We start from the raw sequence: 19,878 nt of genomic DNA, 5'->3' as shown, positions 1-19,878 counted from the left end.
TCGCGCGGATACCGCGCGTGCGGCGGTTCGCCGGGCGATGGACTGAAGTTCGGTTCGCCGGGCCGGGGGGCTTGCGGGTACGGCGGCTCACCAGTACGACCGGGCCCGTGCTGCGGCTGGCGAGGGGGCTGCACACGCGGGATTTCGCCCGAACTGCCGGGAACGGGTCGTCCCGTCGGCTGGGCGGGTCGCGCACCCTGCTGCGGGCGCGGGCCGGGATCAGCAGGGCGTGGCCAGGCCGGGTCGACGGGACCGAGGCGCGGCGGGACCGGGCGATCACCGGGACGGGCCGGCACCTGCGGCTCGTCGGTGTCGCGGCCGCTCATTCCACGCTCCCATGGCGCGGCGGGGCCCCAGCGGTGGGTCGGCTCGTCGCGTTCGTCGTGGTTGTGCCGATGAGCGGAATCATCGTCGCCCATCATGCCTCCTGTACCCGGCGCAACCCGCGAATCCCGCCTCGTTCTTGCCTGTCATGGTCCCCCGCGCGCCGGTCAGGCGTGGGTGTTTACTGCCGACGCAGTCGTTGCCGGGCGCGTCGCAGTCGTCCGGCCCGTTCCACCGTTTCGGGGGCGAACCCCTCGTCGGCGGGGTCGGGTCGGCCGCGGAAGCGCCGCCACAGCCGGCGCCCGGCCAACAGCAACAGCAGTATCGCGGCACATGCCGTAATTATGGCCAAGGCCTGACCGTAGGCGTTCGAGCGCACCGAGACCGACGTCGGCTCCCCTAGCGTGATTCCGTCGGGGGTGGTAAGGGCGATGGGAATGACCAGCTTACGGCTGTCGCTCACCTCGGTCGGTATCTGAAATGACCGGGTTCCATTCGGCGGAAGGAGCTGTTCGCCGATATCGGTGATGTTCGTCTCGGAAGGCGCGGAGATCCGGAAGTTCACCCGGATCGCCACCGGCAGATCATTGCGGGCCACCAGTAGCAACGGGCTCTGCTCGGACGCGAGCGTGTACACACCGCCCGGGGGCAACACCGATACCGACGCGAAGACGGTGTCGATTTCCCGGGTCACCTGATCGACACGCCGGTCGGCATGCAGGTCGGCGAGAGTGTCGTCCTCGCCACGCCGGTCCGACAGGCTCAACGCCCGCAGCAGATCCTCGCGCGCGGGCGTGAGGAAGGCCAGCGGTGTCAGCTCGGCCTCGGGCAGCTCGACGAGCGCCCGCATCATCTCGGTGATCCGCGCACCCTGGTCGCGCACGGGCACGACGAGATGTTCGGGCGCCGCGTCCTGAGCGGCCGACGGCAGGTATTCGAGAGTGAACGGGCGCGGATCCGGCTCCTGCGCGACGAGCTCCGCGAACGGCCGCGGCTGGGCCAGCTGGTTGCGGGCGAGCAGTTCCACCTGTTTCAGCAGCGCCACACCCTCCTCGCGGCTGGCGCCCCACTGCTGCGGCGGCATCAACAGCTGCGAACGCGGCCGGTCCGGCGCGGGATTCAGCGCGGTCCACGCCATCGCGCCGAGCGCGTCCTGCAACCGGGCCGCCCGCGAATCGTTGGTGACGTCGAAGCGCACCTTCGACGGCGTGAACGAGGGCGTCGGCGGGTTGGAACCCACGGCGGCCAGCGCGGTCGCCGACCAGATGTCGAAGGTCGTCACCCGCAGCGCCGGATCGGTGTTCGGCCCCGCCTCGACGCTCACATCCGGCACCCGCACCACGTCCGGCGCGGCCTGCTCCCCGCCGACGACCGTGCCGGGCACGAACGTCGACGGCGTCGAGGTGAGCGCGGTCTCCGGATCCGGCACCGAACCCTCACCCGATACCGCCGACCCGGCGAGCACCGCCGTGCCGTACCCGTACTCACGCAGCAGCTGCCCCGCCGCGTGGTCGATGCTGCCGGAATCGGGCAGGCTCACCCCGCGCAGCGACCGGGTGCCGAGGATCGCGTCCACCACATCGGCCGGTGCGTGCAATGCCCGCGCCGACAGACCCGGCTCGTTCACCGCCGCCAACGCCGTCACATCGACCTGCGCGTACGGCAACGCCACCGTGCACATCGACCCGGCGAGCGCGCGCAACCGGTCGAGCCAGGCCTGCGCGTTCGCGGCGCCGGTCCCCTCCCGCGTCGCGCCCTCCGGATCCGACGGACTCGCCAGCACCCGGTAGCCGCGCGTCATCGTCTGCGCGGTCGACACCAGGTCGGGATCGATCGCGATGCACACCGAACCGGCGACCGCGTTGTCCTTGCCCGGTGCGGGTGCCACCGCTTCCAGCGCGGCGACCAGCTGCTCGAGCCGCCCGCCCTTGCCGAGCGAGGCGGCGAGCTCGTCGTCGAGCAGTTCCACCTGCCCGTTCACCGACCCCGGTTTGCCCGCGACCATGCGCGGCCGGTCGGCCAGCGGCCAGATCACCGTCGTCGCCACCGGCGTGGCCTCCGGCGGCGCGGCGACCGGCGCCGGGTCACCGTCGGCCGGTGGCAGCCCGAGCACCGGAAGCAGGAAGCGGGCGTCGTCGAGCCGGGCCTGCGAGCCGTAGGCCGGCTCACCGTTCACATTCAGCAGCAGCGGATACACACCGGGATCGGTGATGCCGAGCGACGCGCCGTCGCCGCCGCGCAACGCGATCCGCACCGAGAACTGTTTGCGCTGGCCAGGACTCAGCTGCGGCGCCACATCCTCGAACGGTCCGGTCACGTCGTAGTTCACCTGATCGAGCCGCAGCGAGCTGCGCAACCCGCTCGGCGACAGCACCGGGGCGGCGCGCTGGATACGCACGCTCACATCGTCGACCACCCGGTCACCGATATTGGTGACCGTCCCGGACACGGTGAGCACCGGATCGCTGCTCGTGGTCACCGTGCCCGGCGCCACCGCGTCCAGGGTGAGTTTGAGGAACTTCGGCGCCGACGCGTCGTCCGGTTGCGCCTGCGCCACCGCGGGCAACAGCGCCACCGAACCCAAGATGGTCAGGACCGCCGTGATCAGCCGGAACAGTCCACCCGTCATCGCTTGCCGGTCTCCATCCGGTCGATCATCCGATTAGCCACCTCGGCCAGGCGCCGCTCGTCGGCGTAGGCCAACCGAGAATCCAACTCGCTCAACGGAACCCACGCAACCTGGGTGACTTCCACGTCGGCATCGGACAACTCACCGCCGAGACAGCGCAGCAGATAGTGGTGCACGGTCTTGTGTACCCGTCTGCCCTCGGTGACGAACCAGTAATCGATATTGCCCAGCTCGGCGACCACCTCGCCGATGATGCCGGTCTCCTCGGCGACCTCACGCATGGCGGTCTGCTCGGAGGTCTCGCCCTCCTCGATATGGCCTTTGGGCAGCGACCACAGCAACCGCCCGCGCCGATCGGTCCGCCCGATCAACGCGGCACACCGCAGCTCCCTCGGCCCGTCCAACCCGTCGACAACGAGGCCGCCTGCGGACGTTTCGCGCACCGTGCGCATACGCGGCTTACCGCCGTTACCCGCCCCGCCGCGCCGCCGCGGCTGGCGGCGTCGACTGTTCGCGCGATCGGCCGGAGGAGACACCTCGCCAGCTTAGCTGTGTTGCTCGAGCGCTGTTGTCGCCGCAACCCAGCGATCACGCGCGAACATGGGTAACTCACCGGGGACGGGCTGACCAGGCCATCACAAGTAGCTTGCCGCGTCCGCAAGTCCGCACGCACCTGAGTCTGGCCAGAGTCGCGGGGAGGCGGAACAGTAAGCTCTGTACTCGTGGTTTCCTCTGATGTTGTCGCGGATCGTCGTGCTCGGCTGCTTGCTGGTGCGGCGGTGACGTTGGGGCAGCTGTCCGAGGTGCTGGTGCCGTTGGGGGGCATGTTCGCCGCGCGGGGGCATTCGCTGTATCTGGTGGGGGGCAGCGTGCGCGACGCGGTGCTCGGGCGGTTGGGCAATGATCTGGATTTCACCACCGATGCGCGGCCGGAGGTCGTGCAGGAGCTGATGCGAGGGTGGGCCGATCAGTTGTGGGACACCGGTGGGCTCGCGTTCGGGACGGTGAGTGCGGCCAAGGGGGATCACCAGCTCGAGATCACCACGTTCCGGGCCGATACGTACGACCGGGTGTCCCGCAATCCGGAGGTGACCTTCGGTGACACGCTCGAGGGCGACTTGGTCCGGCGCGATTTCACGGTGAACGCGATGGCGGTGAAGATCGCCGAGGACGGTTCGCTCGAGTTCGTCGACCCGCTCGACGGGCTCGACGCCCTCTTGAAGGGCGTGCTCGATACACCTGCGGCCCCGCAGGATTCGTTCGACGACGACCCGTTGCGCATGCTGCGCGCCGCCCGCTTCGTCGCGCAGCTCGGTTTCGAGGTAGCGCCTCGGGTGCGCACGGCGATCGTGGAGATGGCCGAGCAGATCGACCGCATCACCGCCGAACGGGTGCGCACCGAACTCGACAAGCTGATCGGCGCGGAACATCCGATCGACGGCATCAACCTCATGTGCGATACCGGTCTCGCCCAGCGGGTGCTGCCGGAGGTGCCCGCGATGAAGCTCGAGATCGACGAGCACCACCAGCACAAGGACGTCTACCAGCATTCGCTGACGGTGCTGTCGCAGGCGATCGACCAGGAGGAGGGCGACCCCGACCTGGTGTTGCGCTGGGCGGCGCTGCTGCACGACATCGGCAAGCCCGACACCAAGCGCAACGAGCCGGGCGGCGGCGTGAGCTTCCACCATCACGAGGTGGTCGGCGCGAAGATGGTGCGTAAACGCATGCGGGCGCTGAAGTATCCGAAGGCGTTCACCGAAGACGTTGCGCGCCTGGTGTTCCTGCACCTGCGTTTCCACGGTTACGGCAAGGGCCAGTGGACCGATTCGGCGGTGCGCCGCTACGTCACCGACGCCGACGACCTGCTCGATCGCCTGCACAAACTGGTCAAGGCCGACTGCACCACCCGCAACAAGCGGCGGGCGGCGGCGTTGCGCGCCACCTACGACGAGCTGGAGCAGCGCATCGCGACCCTGCGTGAGCAGGAGGATCTGGCGCGGGTGCGCCCGGACCTGGACGGCAACGCGATCATGGAGCTACTCGGTCTCGAGCCGGGCCCGCAGGTGGGCAAGGCGTGGAAATACCTCAAGGACCTGCGCCTGGACCGTGGCCCGATGACCCGCGACGAAGCCGAGGCCGCCCTGCGCGAGTGGTGGGCGACCCAGCAGTCCTAGAAGACGATCAGCGTGGTCCCGGCGATGATGGCGTCGCGGATCTGGGTGAGGTCGAACGAACCGGTGGTCTCGGGCAGTTCGATGCGGAATTTCACCACGTCGCCGCGGCGATGCGCGTAAGAGATGCTCGCCCGGTTGGGCAGGTCGTCGAGCAGTAGTGCGGGCGCTTGGACCACCCGGCGCGGCAACCGGATGCGGTACCAGCTGGCGCGGCGGATATCGATGGTGAGCAGGTTGTCGTAGACCTGCGCGTCGACGACGGCGCTCATCTTGCGGGTGCGATGGGTGGCGACGATCCGGCCCTGCTCGTCGAGCCGGAGCTTCCAGTCCAGGTTCTGCTCGTCCACCCAGTCGATGAGGGCGCCGATGCCGATGCTGCCCTCGATGTCGAGTTGCTGCACGCGAATCTTGGTCGGCACACCGGGAATGAGGCGAACGCCGTGCGCGATCACGGTGACGGTGTCGAAGGGGTGGGAGTCCCAGACCAGGTCAGACAGCACCGTTTTGCTCTGGAAGTGGGCGCCGCGCCTGCGCACCTTGAACGTGTCGAGGGTGGCGGTGAGGTCGTGGCCGAGCAGGGTGGCCGACACTTCCCGCCCGCCGAAGCGGCTGAAGATGCCCTCGCTGAGCACGGTCATCAGGACGTCGGGCATCAGCGCGGTGACCGTGCCCGAGCCCAGGTCGGCCACCGGGTCGGCCCAGGACGTGGTGAAGCCGAGCCACTGGTCGATCCACGAGGGGTCGAGCAGACGTTTGCCCAGGTCGACAGCGCCCGCCAGTGACCAGGACTTCGGATCGAAATACGTGGCCATGATGGTCCGAGCTTACCCGCCTCCCCGCGAATCAAGGCCGGGCTCGGGCGCGTAGATGTTGTGGACGCGGCCGGCGGTTCCTCTGTGACGGGTCGGCCCGTCCCCGGCGAGTTACCCATGTTCTCCCGAGATACCTCCGACACCACGATGAGTCGATACTCCGAGAATGCGGAGAAGTTGGTTAGATTTTGCCGAGTTTGCGGATCTATCCTGAGTGGGTGGCGAAACTGCGAATCAAGGAAGCCGCCGATCTGCTCGGCGTCAGCGACGACACCGTGCGCCGGTGGATCGACTCCGGCGCGCTGTCGGCGAGCAAGGACAGCGCGGGCCGGTTGGTCGTCGAGGGTCGTGAGCTGGCGGCTCTCGCCGTCGAGCAGGCGCGCCCGCCGCACACCGAGGTCGGCAGTGCCAGTTCGGCACGGAATCGGTTCCCCGGCTTGGTCACTCGCGTCGTTACCGACAAGGTGATGGCACAGGTGGAGATGCAATGCGGTCCGTTCACGGTGGTTTCGTTGATGAGCAGCGAAGCGGTGCGCGAGCTCGGGCTCGAACCCGGGAGTGTGGCGTTGGCGAGTGTGAAGGCTACGACGGTCGTCGTCGAACGGGCCGCCGGATGAAGCGCGCACTCGCCCTGGCGGCCGCGCTGACCGTGCTCACCGCCTGTGGTTCCGAAACAGATTCGGCGACGGGCGATTCGACGCTCACCGTCTTCGCCGCCGCCTCGTTGAAGAAGGTCTTCACCGACCTCGAGGACGATTTCGAAGCCGCGAATCCCGGTGTGGACGTGCGGTTCTCGTTCGCCGGATCGTCGGATCTGGCCGCCCAGTTGCAGGCCGGTGCTCCCGCCGACGTCTTTGCCTCGGCCGACCAGCCGACGATGGACAAGGTGATCGCCGACGGACGCATCACCACTGCGCGCCCTTTCGCCACGAATGTCCTCACGATCGTCACCGCGCCCGGTAACCCGAAGGGGATCAACGGTTTCCGCGATCTGACGAGAGACAGGTTGTCCGTGGTGGTGTGTGCGCCGCAGGTGCCGTGTGGCCGGGCGACACAGAAGGTCGCGGGAGCGGCTCAGGTGACATTGCGGCCGGTGAGTGAGGAATCTTCGGTGGCCGACGTGCTCACCAAAGTGACCTCCGGACAGGCGGATGCGGGCCTGGTGTACGTCACGGATGCGGCGGGTGCCGGCGCGAAGGTGAGTACGGTCGCGATCCCCGAGGCGTCGGCGGCGGTGAACACCTATCCCATCGGGGCGGTCGGGGATTCCGCCGATGCCGGGAAGTTCATCGACCTGGTGACCGGCCCGACGGGTCGGCAGGTGCTGACCGAAGCCGGGTTCGGTGTGCCGTGAGAACCGGCGCCGCAGGGTTCCCCCGCTGGTTGTTGCTGCCCGCGCTGATCGGATTCGCCCTGGTCGTCGTGCCGCTCGGCGCCTTGGCCTGGGGCGTGGAATGGGGTCGGTTCGGTGCGCTGGTGACCACCGAGGCCTCGCGCGACGCACTGTGGTTGAGCTTGCGGACGGCAGCGGGCAGCACGCTGTTGTGCGTGCTGCTCGGTGTGCCGATGGCAGTCGTCCTGGCCAGGGCCCGTTGGCGTGGGCTGCCGGTGTTGCGCGCACTTGTGTTGCTGCCCTTGGTATTACCACCGGTGGTCGGCGGTATCGCTCTGCTGTACACCTTCGGGCGGCGTGGGCTGTTGGGCAGCCACCTCGAAGCCCTCGGTCTGCAGATCGCGTTCAGCACGACGGCGGTGGTGCTGGCGCAAACCTTTGTGGCGCTGCCGTTTCTGGTCCTCACGCTCGAGGGTGCGTTGCGGACGGCGGGTCACCGCTACGAGCAGATCGCGGCCACCCTCGGTGCCGGGCCGAGCACGGTGTGGTGGCGGATCACCCTGCCGCTGATGCGCCCCGCGCTCATCTCCGGTGCGGTGCTCGCCTTCGCCCGCGCGCTCGGTGAATTCGGCGCCACCCTCACCTTCGCGGGCAGCCTCCAGGGCCGCACCCGCACCCTGCCCCTGGAGATCTACCTCCAGCGGGAAGCCGATCCCGATGCGGCCGTCGCGCTTTCGGTGGTGCTCATCATCGTCGCGATCCTGATCGTGCTGCTGGCCTACCGGCGCACCAGTCCCATCCCCGGCACCCAACTCGGCCGCACCCGAAGCGGAGGAAGGGTCGAATGAGCCCGCAGGACGAATTGCCGAGAAGTGTGCCGTCACCCGCCGATCAGGCGGCACATTCGGCGGGATCCTCCGCGAGCGCACTCGACGAATCGTCGGGGAAGCCGTCGCGTCCGGCGGGCCTTTCGGTGGCCGCACGCATTGCGGATCGCGATCTGGACCTGGCGATCGAGGTCGCACCAGGCGAAGTCCTCGCCGTCCTCGGCCCGAATGGTGCGGGTAAGTCCAGCCTGTTGCAGGTGATCGCGGGCCTACTCGTCCCCGATGCGGGCCACGTGCGCCTGGGCGCCGATATCCTCACCGAAACCGCGAAGCGTGTTGCGCTCCCGCCACATCGACGCGGCATCTCGCTGCTCGCCCAGGAGCCGTTGCTCTTCCCGCACCTCACCGTCGCCGAGAATGTCGCTTTCGGCCCACGCAGCCGTGGTAACCGCGACGCGAAAACCGTCGCCGCCGAATGGCTCGCGGCCGTCGACGCCACGCACCTGGCCGATCGCCACCCCGCAGCCCTCTCCGGCGGCCAGGCCCAACGCGTCGCCCTGGCCCGTGCCCTCGCCGTCGACCCGCACCTGCTCCTGCTCGACGAACCCATGTCGGCCCTCGACGTCGATGTCGCCCCCGCCATGCGCTCGCTGCTGCGCCGCGTTCTGCGCGACCCAGCCCACCCGCGCTGCGCGGTCCTGGTCACCCACGACATCATCGACGCCATCACCCTCGCCGACCGGCTCGTCATCGTCGAAGGGGGCCGCATCGTCGAATCCGGCCAGGTCACCGAGGTGATGTCGCACCCACGCAGCCCCTTCGCCGCCCGCATCGCCGGCCTCAACCTCCTCCACGGCACCGCCACCGCGCCGCGCGGGCCCGACCCGACCCTGGCGGCGGTGTCGATCGGTTCCGACCGACGTGACGAACCGTCGCCTGGTTCCACAGAGCCGCCGACGGTTGGCGTGGACGATGGTGCGACGAGTTCGGCGGTCGACGGTTGTGTCGTCGGCGATTTCACCGCAGGTACGCGTGCGGCGGCTGTGTTCTCTCCCGCCGCCGTGTCGGTTTTCACCCGGCCCCCCGGCGGCAGCCCACGCAACGTCTTCACCGTCGATATCACCGAGATCACCGATCGGGGCGGCATCGTCCGGGTGCGTGGTGACGCACCGAACGCGCCCGGCCTGTGCGCCGATCTCACCCCGGCCGCCGTGGCCCAGCTCGGCCTCACCGTCGGTGCGCGGGCGTATTTCGCGGTCAAGGCCACGGAGGTGCGGGTGTACGCCTGCTGAAACGTGGCCCCGGTGCACGGCGCACAATGAGGGCGTTCATGCACGCGCGCAAACCGGAGGGCAGCATGCCGCTGGACCTGAACAGTGATCTGGGCGAGGGTTTCGGCCCGTGGCGGATGGGTGAGGACGCCGCCATGCTCGACATCGTCACCAGCGCCAACATCGCGTGCGGTTTCCATGCGGGCGACCCGACGATCATGCGCCGCACCTGCGAGTTGGCCGTGGCCAAGGGTGTGCGGATCGGCGCGCACGTCGGTTACCGCGATCTGGTCGGCTTCGGCCGCCGCGATATCGCCATCGCGCCCGCCGAACTGCGCGACGAGGTGCTGTACCAGATCGGCGCCCTCGCGGCGTTCGCGCGCGCGGCGGGCGAACGGGTGCGGTACGTGAAGCCGCACGGCGCCCTCTATCACGCGGCCGCTCGGGATCGTCTGCTCGCCGACGCGGTCGCGACCGCCGTCGCCGAGGCCGAAACCGGTCTCGCCCTGCTCGGCCCGGCCGGAACCGAACTCGAACACGCCGCGAACCGGGCGAAAGTGCGTTTCGTCGGCGAGGGTTTCGCCGACCGTGCCTACACCGCCACCGGCACGTTGGCGCCGCGCGGGGTTGCCGGTGCGGTGCTGACGCCCGACGACGCCGTCGCCCAGGCGGTATCCCTTGCGTTGTCGGGGACCGCGCGTACCGTTGACGGTCCGGGTGCGGTCGCTGTGTCCGTGGCCAGTGTGTGTGTCCATGGTGACTCGCCCGCGGCCGTGGAGATGGCGCGCCGCATCAGGGGGGCGTTGGACGAGGCAGGCGTACCTGTCGAACCATTCGGTTGAGGGTGGGAGGCGCGATGGTGACCGACTGGAGCACGCGGATCAGGCCCGCGGGTGACCGCGCCATGCTCATCACCCTCGACGATCCGCGACCGGTGCAGCGCCTGGCGTCGGCGCTGCGGGTGCATGCCATCGCCGGTGTCCAGGACGTGCTGCCCGCAGCGGAGACCGTGCTGGTCACCCTGCATTCGGTGAACTACGGCACGCAGGTGCGCCGGGAATTGCTCGCGCTGCTCGACCGCCTGGATTCCGAATCCGCACAGCCGGATTCGCTCGATGTTTCCCGTGGAACACTGTCCGACCCGGAGCGCCCCGAGGAGGTGGTCGAGGTACCGGTGCGCTACGACGGGGTCGACCTGCCCGAAGTCGCCCGGCTGCTCGACCTGTCTGTCGCCGAGGTGATCGCGGCCCATACCGGTACCGTCTGGCAGTGCGCCTTCGTGGGTTTCGCACCCGGGTTCGGATATCTCGTCTCGCCCGACGGCAGGCTCACCGTGCCGCGCCGGGCCCAGGCCCGCACCGCCATCCCACCGGGTGCGGTGGCACTGGCCGGTGGGTACTCGGCGGTATATCCGCGTGGCACACCGGGCGGATGGCAACTGATCGGAAGTACCGATCTACGCATGTGGGCGGTCGATCGCGACCCACCCGCACTGATCCGGGCGGGAACGGCGGTGCGGTTCGTCGACATCGCGCAATAGGCAAGGGCTGCTCAACGGTGCGCCGCCTCGACAGATAATCGGGGAGAGATCGCATGGTGATCTTCATCGAGCGGGTGGGGCCGCTCGCGACGATCCAGGACCTGGGCAGACCCGGCTGGTTCGATTCCGGCGTGGGTCCGGCCGGCGCCGCCGACCGCGCCTCGTTGCGGCTGGCGAACCGGCTGGTCGGCAATCCGGAGGACCACGCGGGCATCGAGGTACTGCTCGGCGGGCTCGTAGTGCGCACCGATGCGCACGTCACCGTCGCGGTCACCGGCGCACCGGCGACGGCCACAGTGGACAGCACACCCGTAGGCCATGCGAGCGTTCTCGAGCTCGAGGCGGGCCAGACCCTTCGCCTCGGCATGGCAGGCACCGGATTACGCACCTACATCGGTGTACGTGGCGGCATCGACGTGCCGAAGGTTCTCGGTTCCCGCAGCCGCGACACCCTCTCCGGGATCGGCCCCGACCCGCTGCGCCCGGGCATGCAGCTGCCCGTCGGTCCCCCGCCGCGCACCTTCCCGACCGTCGAGTTCGCGCCGGTCCCCGTGCCGCCGGAGGTGCTCGTCGTCCGGGCTCGTCCCGGCCCGCGCGAAGACTGGTTCACCGACCCCACCGCCCTGTTCCGGGCCTCGTGGCAGGTGAGCAGTGAGACCGATCGCGTGGGCGCCCGCCTCGACCGGGTCGCCGGGCCGCCGCTCACCCGCTCGATCACTCGCGAACTGCCCGCCGAAGGTGTCGCCCTCGGCTCGGTGCAGGTGCCACCGAGCGGTCAGCCGGTGGTCTTCCTCGCCGACCATCCGATCACCGGCGGCTACCCGGTCGTCGCGGTCGTGCTCGACGCCGACGTCGACCGCGTCGCCCAACTCCGTCCGGGTGAACGCCTGCGCTTCGAACCCGACGACTGACCGCGCACGGACGCTCTTCGACGGATCAGCGTGCCCGCCGTGAATTCAGCGCGATCGCGACGATGCCGAGCGCGTACACCCCGGCTCCGACCAGCACCACCGGCAGCGAACGACCGTCGGCCGGAATCACCAGGGCGGTCGCGGCGATGGCCAGCACGAAGGTCATGTTGAAGACCGTGTCCTGGAGGGCGAAGACCTGCCCGCGCCGGTCGTCGTCGATGTCGATCTGCATGCTGGCGTCGCCGGTGAGCTTGATCGTCTGCCCGGCGAGCCCGAGCCCGAACGCGCCGATCAGCAGCAGCCGGTGGGCGTGGTCGGTGGCTGCTTCCGAGGACGCGAGCGCGGTCGGTGTCACCAGGGTGAGCTGCACGAGGACGGCCGTCGCCAGTCCGACGAGCACGGTCCGCGGCCTGCCGAGCCGGGGAATCAGCACGGGCGCGAGGATCGCGGCGAGCAGCATGCCCGCCGCGGCCGCACCGATCGCGACCCCGAATCCGACCAGCCCGCCGCTCATTTCGCTCTGCCCCTCGGGCTGACGCAGTACCAGCACCATGATGAGCGTGTTCATCCCGAACACGATGCGATGCGCCCCGATGCCGATCATCGCCGTCGTCACCTGCGTCGATCGCCAGACGGCCCGCGCACCCGTGGCCAATCCGGTCGCGATCGCCCGGACAGCACTTTCCGCTCCCGCCGAACCTTTTTCGGGCCCGAGGATGTGCGGTGCGAAACCGATGGCCAGCAGCGCGCCGACCACCGACCCGACCCCGCTGAGCGCGACCGCAACGGCCGAGGCCGAATCCCCCGCCCCGAGCACCGCGATCACCGCCACCGACGCCGCCGCGCCGACCCCCGCGCACGCCGAGGCCACCGTGGCCAGCACGGAGTTCATCGGAACCAGCCAGCGCTGTTCGAGCACCTTCGGCAGTGCGGCCGACACCCCGGCAAGCACGAACCGGCTGATTCCGACGGTCGCCAGCGCGAGCACCAGGAGCACGCTCTCCCCCACCCCGGCGAACAGCGCCAACGCGGCGGCCGCGATCAGCGTCGCCCGCGCGATGCTCGCCACCAGCAGCACATTGCGCCGATCCCACCGGTCGAGGAGGGCGCCCGCGTAGGGACCGAGCACCGAATACGGCAGCAGCAGTACCGCGAACCCGGCGGCGATGGCCAGGGGGTCGGTTTCGCGTTCGGGGTTGAACAGGATGGCGCCCGACAGCGCCGCCTGGAACATGCCGTCACCGAATTGGGCGGCTAGGCGCAGCAGCGCCAACCGTGGCATCCGTGGATTGCGCCGCACCACACCGCGGCTTTCGCGCAGCAGATGTCGCAGCGAGATCGGCCGCTCATCCGCCGGATTCGAGCCGTCAGCGCGATGGGTCGACACGTCGTGAGGATAGTGGTGCCAGAATTGAGGTGGCGGTACGGGTGCAGCGCAGGAGGAGGGTCATGTCCACATCGACGACACCGCGCATCGAGGTGCATCGGGGCGGTGACCGGATGAAGACCAGAATTTCCTGGCTCGACTCGAAGCATTCGTTCTCGTTCGGCGAGCACTACGACCCCGACAACACCCATCACGGCCTGCTGCTGGTGAACAACGAGGACGTGGTGCTGCCCGGCGAGGGTTTCGACACCCACCCGCACCGCGACATGGAGATCGTCACCTGGGTGCTCGGTGGCAGCCTGGTGCATCAGGATTCGCTCGGCCACAACGGTGTGATCTATCCCGGTCTTGCGCAGCGGATGAGCGCGGGCACCGGCATCCTGCACTCGGAGAAGAACGACTCCTGGCGCCTGGACGGCAAGCTGCCCGAGCACGACGAGCCGGTGCATTTCGTGCAGATGTGGGTGGTGCCCGACGAACCCGGTGTCGATCCGGGCTATCAGCAGCTCGAGATCGATGACGAACTCGCCCGCGGCGATCTGGTGACGGTGGCCTCGGGCCTACCGCGCTACCGCGACCGCACCGCCATCTCGATCAATTCCTCGCACGCGGCGATGCACGTGGCCCGGCTGACCGCCGACAGCGCCCCCGTGTCCCTGCCCGATGCCCCCTACCTGCATGTTTTCGTCGCACGCGGCGAGGTGGACCTGGAAGGTGTCGGCACCTTGGCACAGGGCGACGCCGTGCGGCTCACCCGCTCGGGTGGTCAGCTGATTCGTCCGCACGGCGACGCCGAGGTGCTGGTCTGGGAGATGCACGCCCGGCTGGGCGGTTAGGCCGAGCCGGGTTCGCGCACCAGGGCGGTGGTTCTGGCGTTGGCGCGGGTGGCGGCGACGATCTGCGCGAAGTCGGGACGGTAGTCGCCGTCGGGTGGTTGCAGCCAGATGCGGTAGCCGCTGCGTTCGTCGGCCGGGGAGGGCAGCACCACGTCGCTGCCGGGCAGGGCGACCGATGCGCACACCCGGAACATCTCGGCGAACAGTTCGGTGTCGAGGTAGGAATTGTCGGTGGGCCCGGTGAGGAAGGTCCAGCGCCCGGACCGGGGGTGCCCGATGATCGGCCCGCAGCGTTGACCACGGCTGAGCAGCTGTCCGCGCACTCTTTCGCCCAGCGTCGAGGGCATCACCACGGCTCCGACGGCCCCGATTTCGAGCACGATGCGCCCGAAGGTGGCTTCGACCACGGCATACAGACCGTTGTGCTTGCGATAGTGACGACAGCGCGCGAGCGCGTCCTGGGTTTCCGAGTATTCCTCGGCGGCGGCATAGCCGCCCTTGCTGTCAGTGCGCTGGCTCATCACTACCTCGTCTCCGTCGACGGTGTGGAGCTTGCATTCGCTAGATATTTGCCGCTATCTACAGCCTAATGCGACACAACGACGCTGACAATAGTCAGTAGCAGGTGTGTCCGCCCGGAGTACGATCAGCGCCCATGGCACCCGTTTCGCCTACCGCCGCGCGCTGGGAACTGGTCCTGCGCCTGCGTGACCTGCGCGAACAGCGTGGTTTCGACTCCGCGGGTTTTGCCAAGCGGGTCGGTTTCACCCCCGCCAACTGGTCTCATGTGGAAAAAGGCCGACGGGTCCTCACACGCACGACCATCGAACCGGTGCTCGATGTACTCGATGTGCCCGCCGACGAACGCCGGGAATTGCTCGCGCTGCTCGAGGCCAGCAAACAGCGCGGCTGGTGGTCCACTTCCGCCGCGCTGATCGGCCCCGAACTGCAGCGTTTGTACGGCATGGAGGCGGGGGCGCAGAGCATCCGCAGCTACGACAGCCTGATCGTGCCCGGCCTGCTGCAGACGGAGGCGTACGCACGGGCGCTCATCAGTGCCGACGTGATGATCCGCCCAGTACAGGTAGACCAATTAGTCGCAATCCGGTTGCGTCGCCAGCGGCGGCTGCGGGAACCGGAACCGCTGGAACTCACGGCCGTGCTCGGTGAGGCGACGCTGCGTCAGCAGACCGGCGGCCCCGAAGTGTTGCGCGGGCAGCTGCGTCACCTGGTGGAGCTGATGCGCGAACTCGACACCGTCGACGTCCGGGTGATCCCGTTCAGCGCACCCGAGGGCGCGGTGCTCGGCGGTTCCAGCTTCCATCTACTCGACTTCGCAAGCGACCAGCTACCGACCTTCGCGTGGGCCGAGAGCGCTGTTTTCGGTGGTCACGTCGACGACGCCGAACAGGTCCGCGATCTCGGCTACGCCTTCCTGCGTGCCAGGGAACAGGCCATGCCGAGATCCGAATCCCTTGCCCTGATCAGCGACTATGCGAGAGTGTAAGATTCGTGTTATGTCGATCACAGCTCGCCGCCGCCCGGCCGATCACGGCTGGTTCACCTCGTCGCGCTCCAACAACGGTAACCAATGTGTCGAGGTTCGCTTCGAAGGTGACGCCGTCCAGATACGAGACAGCAAATTCCGGCGCAACCCGATGAACCGTGGCCTCGACGAGCCCATCATCACCGTCCCCGCCTCCGTGTGGACCACGTTCCTCGACTGCCTGCTCGCCCAGCGCCCGCACCCCTCCCTCACCACCCAGCACGCGGCCGACGGCGCCACGACCCTGCGCCACGGATCAACCGCCCTGCACTTCACCCCCGCCGAATGGGACGCCTTCGTCGCCGGCGTCCGCGACGACGAATTCGCCTGCGTCTAGGGCCGATCCGGCCGCCACCGATCAGAAATCCTCCGCCGCGTCGTCAGTTCTGATGTCCCTCGCACCGGTGGAAGGAATACCGACATGACCGACGCCGGACCGCTGAGCGCTGACGAGGCCGCGTTCCTCGACGTTGTCCGCTCGGGCGATCCGGCGCGGTTCGCGGCCCTCACCGAGCGCCACCGGCGTGAGCTGCAGGTGCACTGCTATCGGATGCTCGCGAACTACGACGACGCGCAGGACATGACGCAGGAGACATTCCTGCGTGCCTGGCACAAGCGGGAGTCGTTCAAGGGCAACGCCGCTCTGCGCACCTGGTTGTACCGGATCGCGACCAACGCCTGTCTCGACTTCCTGGACAAGCGCACGCCCATACCCTCGCAGCTGCCCGATTCCGAGGCAGCGCACCTGCAGCCCTACCCCGACCGGATGCTGCCCGAGGACCCGCAGGAATCGGCGGTCGCGCGGGAGACGATCGAGCTGGCGTTCATCGTCGCCGTCCAGCACCTGCCGCCGCGGCAACGGGCGGTGTTCATCCTGCGCGACGTTCTCGGCTGGCCCGCGTCGAAGGTGGCCGAGGCCTTGGAGATCACCGTCGCCGCGGTGACCAGTGGCTTGCAGCGAGCGCGCGGGACGATACGCGAGCAGCTACCCGACCGCCGCCTCGACTGGCAACTCCCCGCACGCCACGAACTGTCGAACGACGAGCGCGGTGTGGTGCGGTCCTACATCGACGCCCATCAGCGCAACGACCTCGACGCACTGATCGCCCTGCTGCGCGAGGACCTGCGTTTCGTGATGCTGCCCGACTCGGGCATCGTCACCAGGACAGCGAAGGACGCGGTGGACGGCTGGGTCGCCGGCGGGCTCTTCCAGCCCGGCCACGACGACTGGCGCGGTATCGCCACGACGGTCAACCGCATGCCCGCCGCCGCGCTGTACCTACGCACCCCCGATGCCGCCGAGTACCGATTGTTCGCCGTGGCGGCCTTGCACATCGTCGGCGGGAAGATCGCCGAGCTCACCGGATTCGACGCCACCGGCAAGCCCTGGCTGGGCCTGCCGACGACACTGCCGGTCGACGAGGCCAGGGTCCAAGGCGCCGGGGAAGGGGCAGGCCGACCGTGAACCGATCGATGCTCACCGCCTCGTCTCGTATCGGGTCAGCACCACGCCGCCGGGAAACGTCCGCGTTTCGAGGAACTTCAGGTTCACCCAGCTGTCCAGCGCGGTGAAGAACGGTGTACCGCCGCCCACCAGCACCGGATGGGTGACCAGCAGGTATTCATCGATCAGCCCGGCTCGCATGGCGGCCGCCGCGAGCGTCGCACCGCCGATATCCATCGGACCGCCCCCCTCGGCCTTGAGCCGGCCGATCTCACCGACCGCATCGCCGCTGACCAGGCGGGTGTTCCAGTCGACCGCGCCGATGGTCGAGGAGAACACCACCTTCGGCATGTCCCGCCAGCGGCGGGCGAACTCGGCCTCCGCCGGCGTGGCGCCCGGCTGCTCGTCGGCGGTGGGCCAATGTGAACTCATCGCCTCCCACAACTTGCGCCCGTAGAGCGACAGCTCCGTCGCCGCCACCCGGTCGGACCACCACTGGAACAGTTCGTCGCTCGATGAGGAATCCGGCCCCTCGCCCCCGCTCCAGCCGAGGTCGTCCCCGGGCGCGGCGGTGTAGCCGTCCAGAGTCACATTCATCCCGTAGATCAATTTCCGCATGTCGTCTGCCTCCTGTGAGTCGATGTCCCAGGTACAGACGGCCACGGAGCGAAAAGCTGATCGGAGCGCGATCTGTGAGCGGCCGGTCGATCAGTGCGGCGCCGTCCGGCACGCCCCCGGTTCGCAATGATGTTTCGGCATACTGGAGCGCGTGACTTCGGATCTGAGCAGCCCCTCCGGTATCGACCTGTCCTTCCGTGATCAGGATGTGCGGGTGCAGGACGATCTGTTCGCGCATGTCAACGGGCGGTGGTTGGCCGACTACGAGATCCCGGCCGACCGGGCGGTGGACGGTGCGTTCCGGACGTTGTACGACCAGGCCGAGATCGATGTGCAGACCATCATCACCGAGTGCGCCGATGGCGCGGCCGACAGCGCGGACGCCCGCAAGATCGGTGACCTGTACTCGAGCTTCATGAACACCGAGCTGGTCGCCGCCGCCGGGCTCACCCCGGTGGCCGACGAACTGCGCGCCGTCGCCACGGTCGCCGACGCGAGCGCGTTCGCCGCACTGCTCGGCCGCTTGCAGCGCACCGGCGTGCGCGGCGCGCTCGCCTACTACGTCGACACCGACGACAAGGACTCCACCCGCTACCTGCTGCACGCCACCCAGTCGGGCATCGGCCTGCCCGACGAGTCGTACTACCGGTCCGACGAGTTCGCCGAGATCCGCGACGCCTACCGCGCCCACATCACCAAGATGTTCACCCTCGCCGCGTCCGACCCGGCCCTGGCCGGCCTCGTGCCGACCGATCCGGCCGACGCCGCGAACCGGGTGTTCGAGCTGGAGCGCACTCTGGCGGCAGGCCACTGGGACGTGGTACGCCGCCGCGATGCCGAAAAGAGCTACAACCTCACCACTTTCGACGAGCTCGCCACCGCCCACCCCGAATTCGACTGGGCTGCTTGGGCCGACGCCGTCGCCGAGGGTGTCGACCGTGCGGGCGCCGAGCTGTTCGCCGAACTCGTGATCCGCCAGCCCGGTTACGTCGGTGCCTTCGCGCGCGCGTGGTCGGATGTGCCGCAAGCGGATTGGCAGGCATGGGCCACGTGGCAGGTGCTGCACGCGCGCGCCCCGTACCTCACCGACGAGATCGTCGCCGCGAACTTCGACTTCTACGGCCGCACTCTCACCGGCGCACAGGAGATCCGGGAACGCTGGAAGCGTGGCGTCGGCCTGGTCCAGGAACTGCTCGGCGAGGCCGTCGGCAAACTATATGTGGCCAGGCACTTTCCGCCCGAGGCCAAGGCGCGGATGGTGGAACTGGTCGCCAATCTGCAGGAGGCCTACCGCCGCAATATCGCCGAACTCGAATGGATGGGCCCCGACACCCGCGCCGCGGCACTGACCAAACTGGAGAAGTTCACCCCCAAGATCGGCTACCCCGACACCTGGCGCGACTACTCGGCGGTCGAGATCGACGCCACCGACCTCGTCGGCAACTACCGCCGTGGCTACGCCGCCGACCACGACCGTGACCTGGGCAAACTCGGTGGCCCTGTGGATCGCGGCGAATGGTTCATGACCCCGCAGACGGTGAACGCCTACTACAACCCCGGCATGAACGAGATCGTCTTCCCGGCCGCCATCCTGCAGCCGCCGTTCTTCGACATGAACGCCGACGACGCCGCCAACTACGGCGGGATCGGCGCGGTGATCGGACACGAGATCGGGCACGGCTTCGACGACCAGGGCGCGAAGTACGACGGCGACGGCAATATGCAGGACTGGTGGACCGACGACGACCGCGCCGAATTCGGCAAGCGGACCAAGGCGCTGATCGACCAGTACAACGTGCTCTCGCCCGCTGACCTGTCCGACGAGCACACTGTGAACGGCGAGTTCACCATCGGCGAGAACATCGGCGATCTCGGTGGTCTGTCGATCGCCCTTGCCGCGTACAAGATTTCGCTCGACGGGGAAGAGCCGCCGGTCATCGACGGCCTCACCGGCCTGCAGCGGGTGTTCTACGGCTGGGCGCAGGTGTGGCGGACCAAGGCGCGGCAGGAGGAGGCGATCCGCCGCCTCGCCGTCGACCCGCATTCGCCGCCGGAGTTCCGCTGCAACGCGGTGGTGCGCAATATCGACAGCTTCTACGAGGCCTTCGAGGTGACTCCCGAGGACAAGCTGTACCTGGCACCGGAGGAGCGGGTCACCATCTGGTGATCGGGCGCGGCCCTACCGCTGAGCCGGTAGGGTCGAAACCCACTGTCAGGGAGAGG

At 68.8% G+C, this 19,878-nt stretch carries 19 protein-coding genes; 13 read left to right on the top strand and 6 right to left on the bottom strand.

Translation table 11 applies throughout. The annotated features are described in order from the left end of the window. Positions 1-505 precede the first annotated feature (505 nt). Entirely contained in the window at positions 506-2,953 is a 2,448-nt protein-coding gene (locus tag AB0I19_RS25700; RefSeq protein WP_357151892.1) for a DUF6049 family protein, read from the bottom strand. Continuing rightward, a complete protein-coding gene (locus AB0I19_RS25695) occupies positions 2,950-3,405 on the bottom strand; it encodes an NUDIX hydrolase (protein ID WP_067495077.1) in 456 nt (151 codons plus the stop codon). Before AB0I19_RS25695 ends, AB0I19_RS25700 begins: the two co-directional genes overlap by 4 nt. A gap of 270 nt (positions 3,406-3,675) precedes the next feature. Between AB0I19_RS25695 and AB0I19_RS25690 the strand changes: the two genes are divergently transcribed. Next, complete coding sequence (locus tag AB0I19_RS25690; protein WP_357151889.1) at positions 3,676-5,130, top strand: CCA tRNA nucleotidyltransferase; 1,455 nt, start codon at positions 3,676-3,678, stop codon at positions 5,128-5,130. On the opposite strand, the gene AB0I19_RS25685 is transcribed toward AB0I19_RS25690, so the two are convergent. Then, the gene (locus AB0I19_RS25685; protein ID WP_357151887.1) at positions 5,127-5,942 is read right to left on the bottom strand and encodes a hypothetical protein; all 816 of its coding nucleotides are present in this window, start codon (positions 5,940-5,942) and stop codon (positions 5,127-5,129) included. The genes AB0I19_RS25690 and AB0I19_RS25685 overlap by 4 nt on opposite strands. 218 nt (positions 5,943-6,160) lie before the next feature. Between AB0I19_RS25685 and AB0I19_RS25680 the strand changes: the two genes are divergently transcribed. From AB0I19_RS25680 to AB0I19_RS25650, 7 genes are all read left to right on the top strand, one after another. Further along, positions 6,161-6,559, top strand: coding sequence for a TOBE domain-containing protein (locus AB0I19_RS25680; RefSeq protein ID WP_357151884.1), 399 nt, complete (start codon positions 6,161-6,163; stop codon positions 6,557-6,559). Beyond that, on the top strand, positions 6,556-7,296 hold the full coding sequence (gene modA / locus AB0I19_RS25675; RefSeq protein WP_357151881.1) for a molybdate ABC transporter substrate-binding protein: 741 nt from the start codon (positions 6,556-6,558) through the stop codon (positions 7,294-7,296). The genes AB0I19_RS25680 and modA overlap by 4 nt, the downstream gene beginning before the upstream one ends. Beyond that, a complete protein-coding gene (locus AB0I19_RS25670; protein WP_357151878.1) occupies positions 7,293-8,123 on the top strand; it encodes an ABC transporter permease in 831 nt (276 codons plus the stop codon). Before modA ends, AB0I19_RS25670 begins: the two co-directional genes overlap by 4 nt. Beyond that, on the top strand, positions 8,120-9,394 hold the full coding sequence (locus tag AB0I19_RS25665) for an ATP-binding cassette domain-containing protein (RefSeq protein WP_357151876.1): 1,275 nt from the start codon (positions 8,120-8,122) through the stop codon (positions 9,392-9,394). Before AB0I19_RS25670 ends, AB0I19_RS25665 begins: the two co-directional genes overlap by 4 nt. Before the next feature lie 65 nt (positions 9,395-9,459). Further along, positions 9,460-10,215 (top strand): 5-oxoprolinase subunit PxpA, encoded by a 756-nt coding sequence (locus AB0I19_RS25660; RefSeq protein WP_357152035.1) that lies wholly within the window; start codon positions 9,460-9,462, stop codon positions 10,213-10,215. Positions 10,216-10,229: 14 nt separating this feature from the next. Further along, on the top strand, positions 10,230-10,913 hold the full coding sequence (locus tag AB0I19_RS25655) for an allophanate hydrolase subunit 1 (RefSeq protein ID WP_357151874.1): 684 nt from the start codon (positions 10,230-10,232) through the stop codon (positions 10,911-10,913). Between the two features lie 53 nt (positions 10,914-10,966). Beyond that, positions 10,967-11,824, top strand: coding sequence for a biotin-dependent carboxyltransferase family protein (locus tag AB0I19_RS25650; protein WP_357151871.1), 858 nt, complete (start codon positions 10,967-10,969; stop codon positions 11,822-11,824). 25 nt (positions 11,825-11,849) lie between these two features. On the opposite strand, the gene AB0I19_RS25645 is transcribed toward AB0I19_RS25650, so the two are convergent. After that, complete coding sequence (locus AB0I19_RS25645; protein WP_357152032.1) at positions 11,850-13,106, bottom strand: MFS transporter; 1,257 nt, start codon at positions 13,104-13,106, stop codon at positions 11,850-11,852. 167 nt (positions 13,107-13,273) lie between these two features. On the opposite strand from AB0I19_RS25645, the gene AB0I19_RS25640 reads away from it, so the two are divergent. Then, positions 13,274-14,047 (top strand): pirin family protein, encoded by a 774-nt coding sequence (locus AB0I19_RS25640; protein WP_357151868.1) that lies wholly within the window; start codon positions 13,274-13,276, stop codon positions 14,045-14,047. Here AB0I19_RS25640 and AB0I19_RS25635 read toward each other — a convergent pair. After that, on the bottom strand, positions 14,044-14,568 hold the full coding sequence (locus AB0I19_RS25635; RefSeq protein ID WP_220139377.1) for a hypothetical protein: 525 nt from the start codon (positions 14,566-14,568) through the stop codon (positions 14,044-14,046). The two genes, AB0I19_RS25640 and AB0I19_RS25635, sit on opposite strands and share 4 nt — an antisense overlap. A 134-nt stretch (positions 14,569-14,702) precedes the next feature. On the opposite strand from AB0I19_RS25635, the gene AB0I19_RS25630 reads away from it, so the two are divergent. The 3 genes from AB0I19_RS25630 (at position 14,703) to AB0I19_RS25620 (ending at position 17,058) form a co-directional block, all read left to right on the top strand. After that, positions 14,703-15,554: a helix-turn-helix transcriptional regulator gene (locus tag AB0I19_RS25630; protein WP_357151865.1), complete on the top strand. Its 852-nt coding sequence runs from the start codon at positions 14,703-14,705 to the stop codon at positions 15,552-15,554. 10 nt (positions 15,555-15,564) lie between these two features. Then, on the top strand, positions 15,565-15,930 hold the full coding sequence (locus AB0I19_RS25625; protein ID WP_357151862.1) for a DUF397 domain-containing protein: 366 nt from the start codon (positions 15,565-15,567) through the stop codon (positions 15,928-15,930). An 84-nt stretch (positions 15,931-16,014) separates the two neighbouring features. Further along, entirely contained in the window at positions 16,015-17,058 is a 1,044-nt protein-coding gene (locus AB0I19_RS25620; protein ID WP_357151860.1) for an RNA polymerase subunit sigma-70, read from the top strand. Between the two features lie 12 nt (positions 17,059-17,070). On the opposite strand, the gene AB0I19_RS25615 is transcribed toward AB0I19_RS25620, so the two are convergent. Continuing rightward, positions 17,071-17,655: a dihydrofolate reductase family protein gene (locus AB0I19_RS25615; RefSeq protein ID WP_357151857.1), complete on the bottom strand. Its 585-nt coding sequence runs from the start codon at positions 17,653-17,655 to the stop codon at positions 17,071-17,073. 151 nt (positions 17,656-17,806) lie between these two features. Here AB0I19_RS25615 and AB0I19_RS25610 point away from each other — a divergent pair, with 151 nt between their 5' ends. Further along, entirely contained in the window at positions 17,807-19,822 is a 2,016-nt protein-coding gene (locus AB0I19_RS25610) for a M13-type metalloendopeptidase (protein ID WP_357151854.1), read from the top strand. Positions 19,823-19,878: the final 56 nt, after the last annotated feature.

This window comes from Nocardia sp. NPDC050413, assembly GCF_040655475.1.
GTDB classification, from domain to species: Bacteria; Actinomycetota; Actinomycetes; order Mycobacteriales; family Mycobacteriaceae; genus Nocardia; species Nocardia coubleae.
This window is presented reverse-complemented; position numbering and strand designations above follow the sequence as displayed.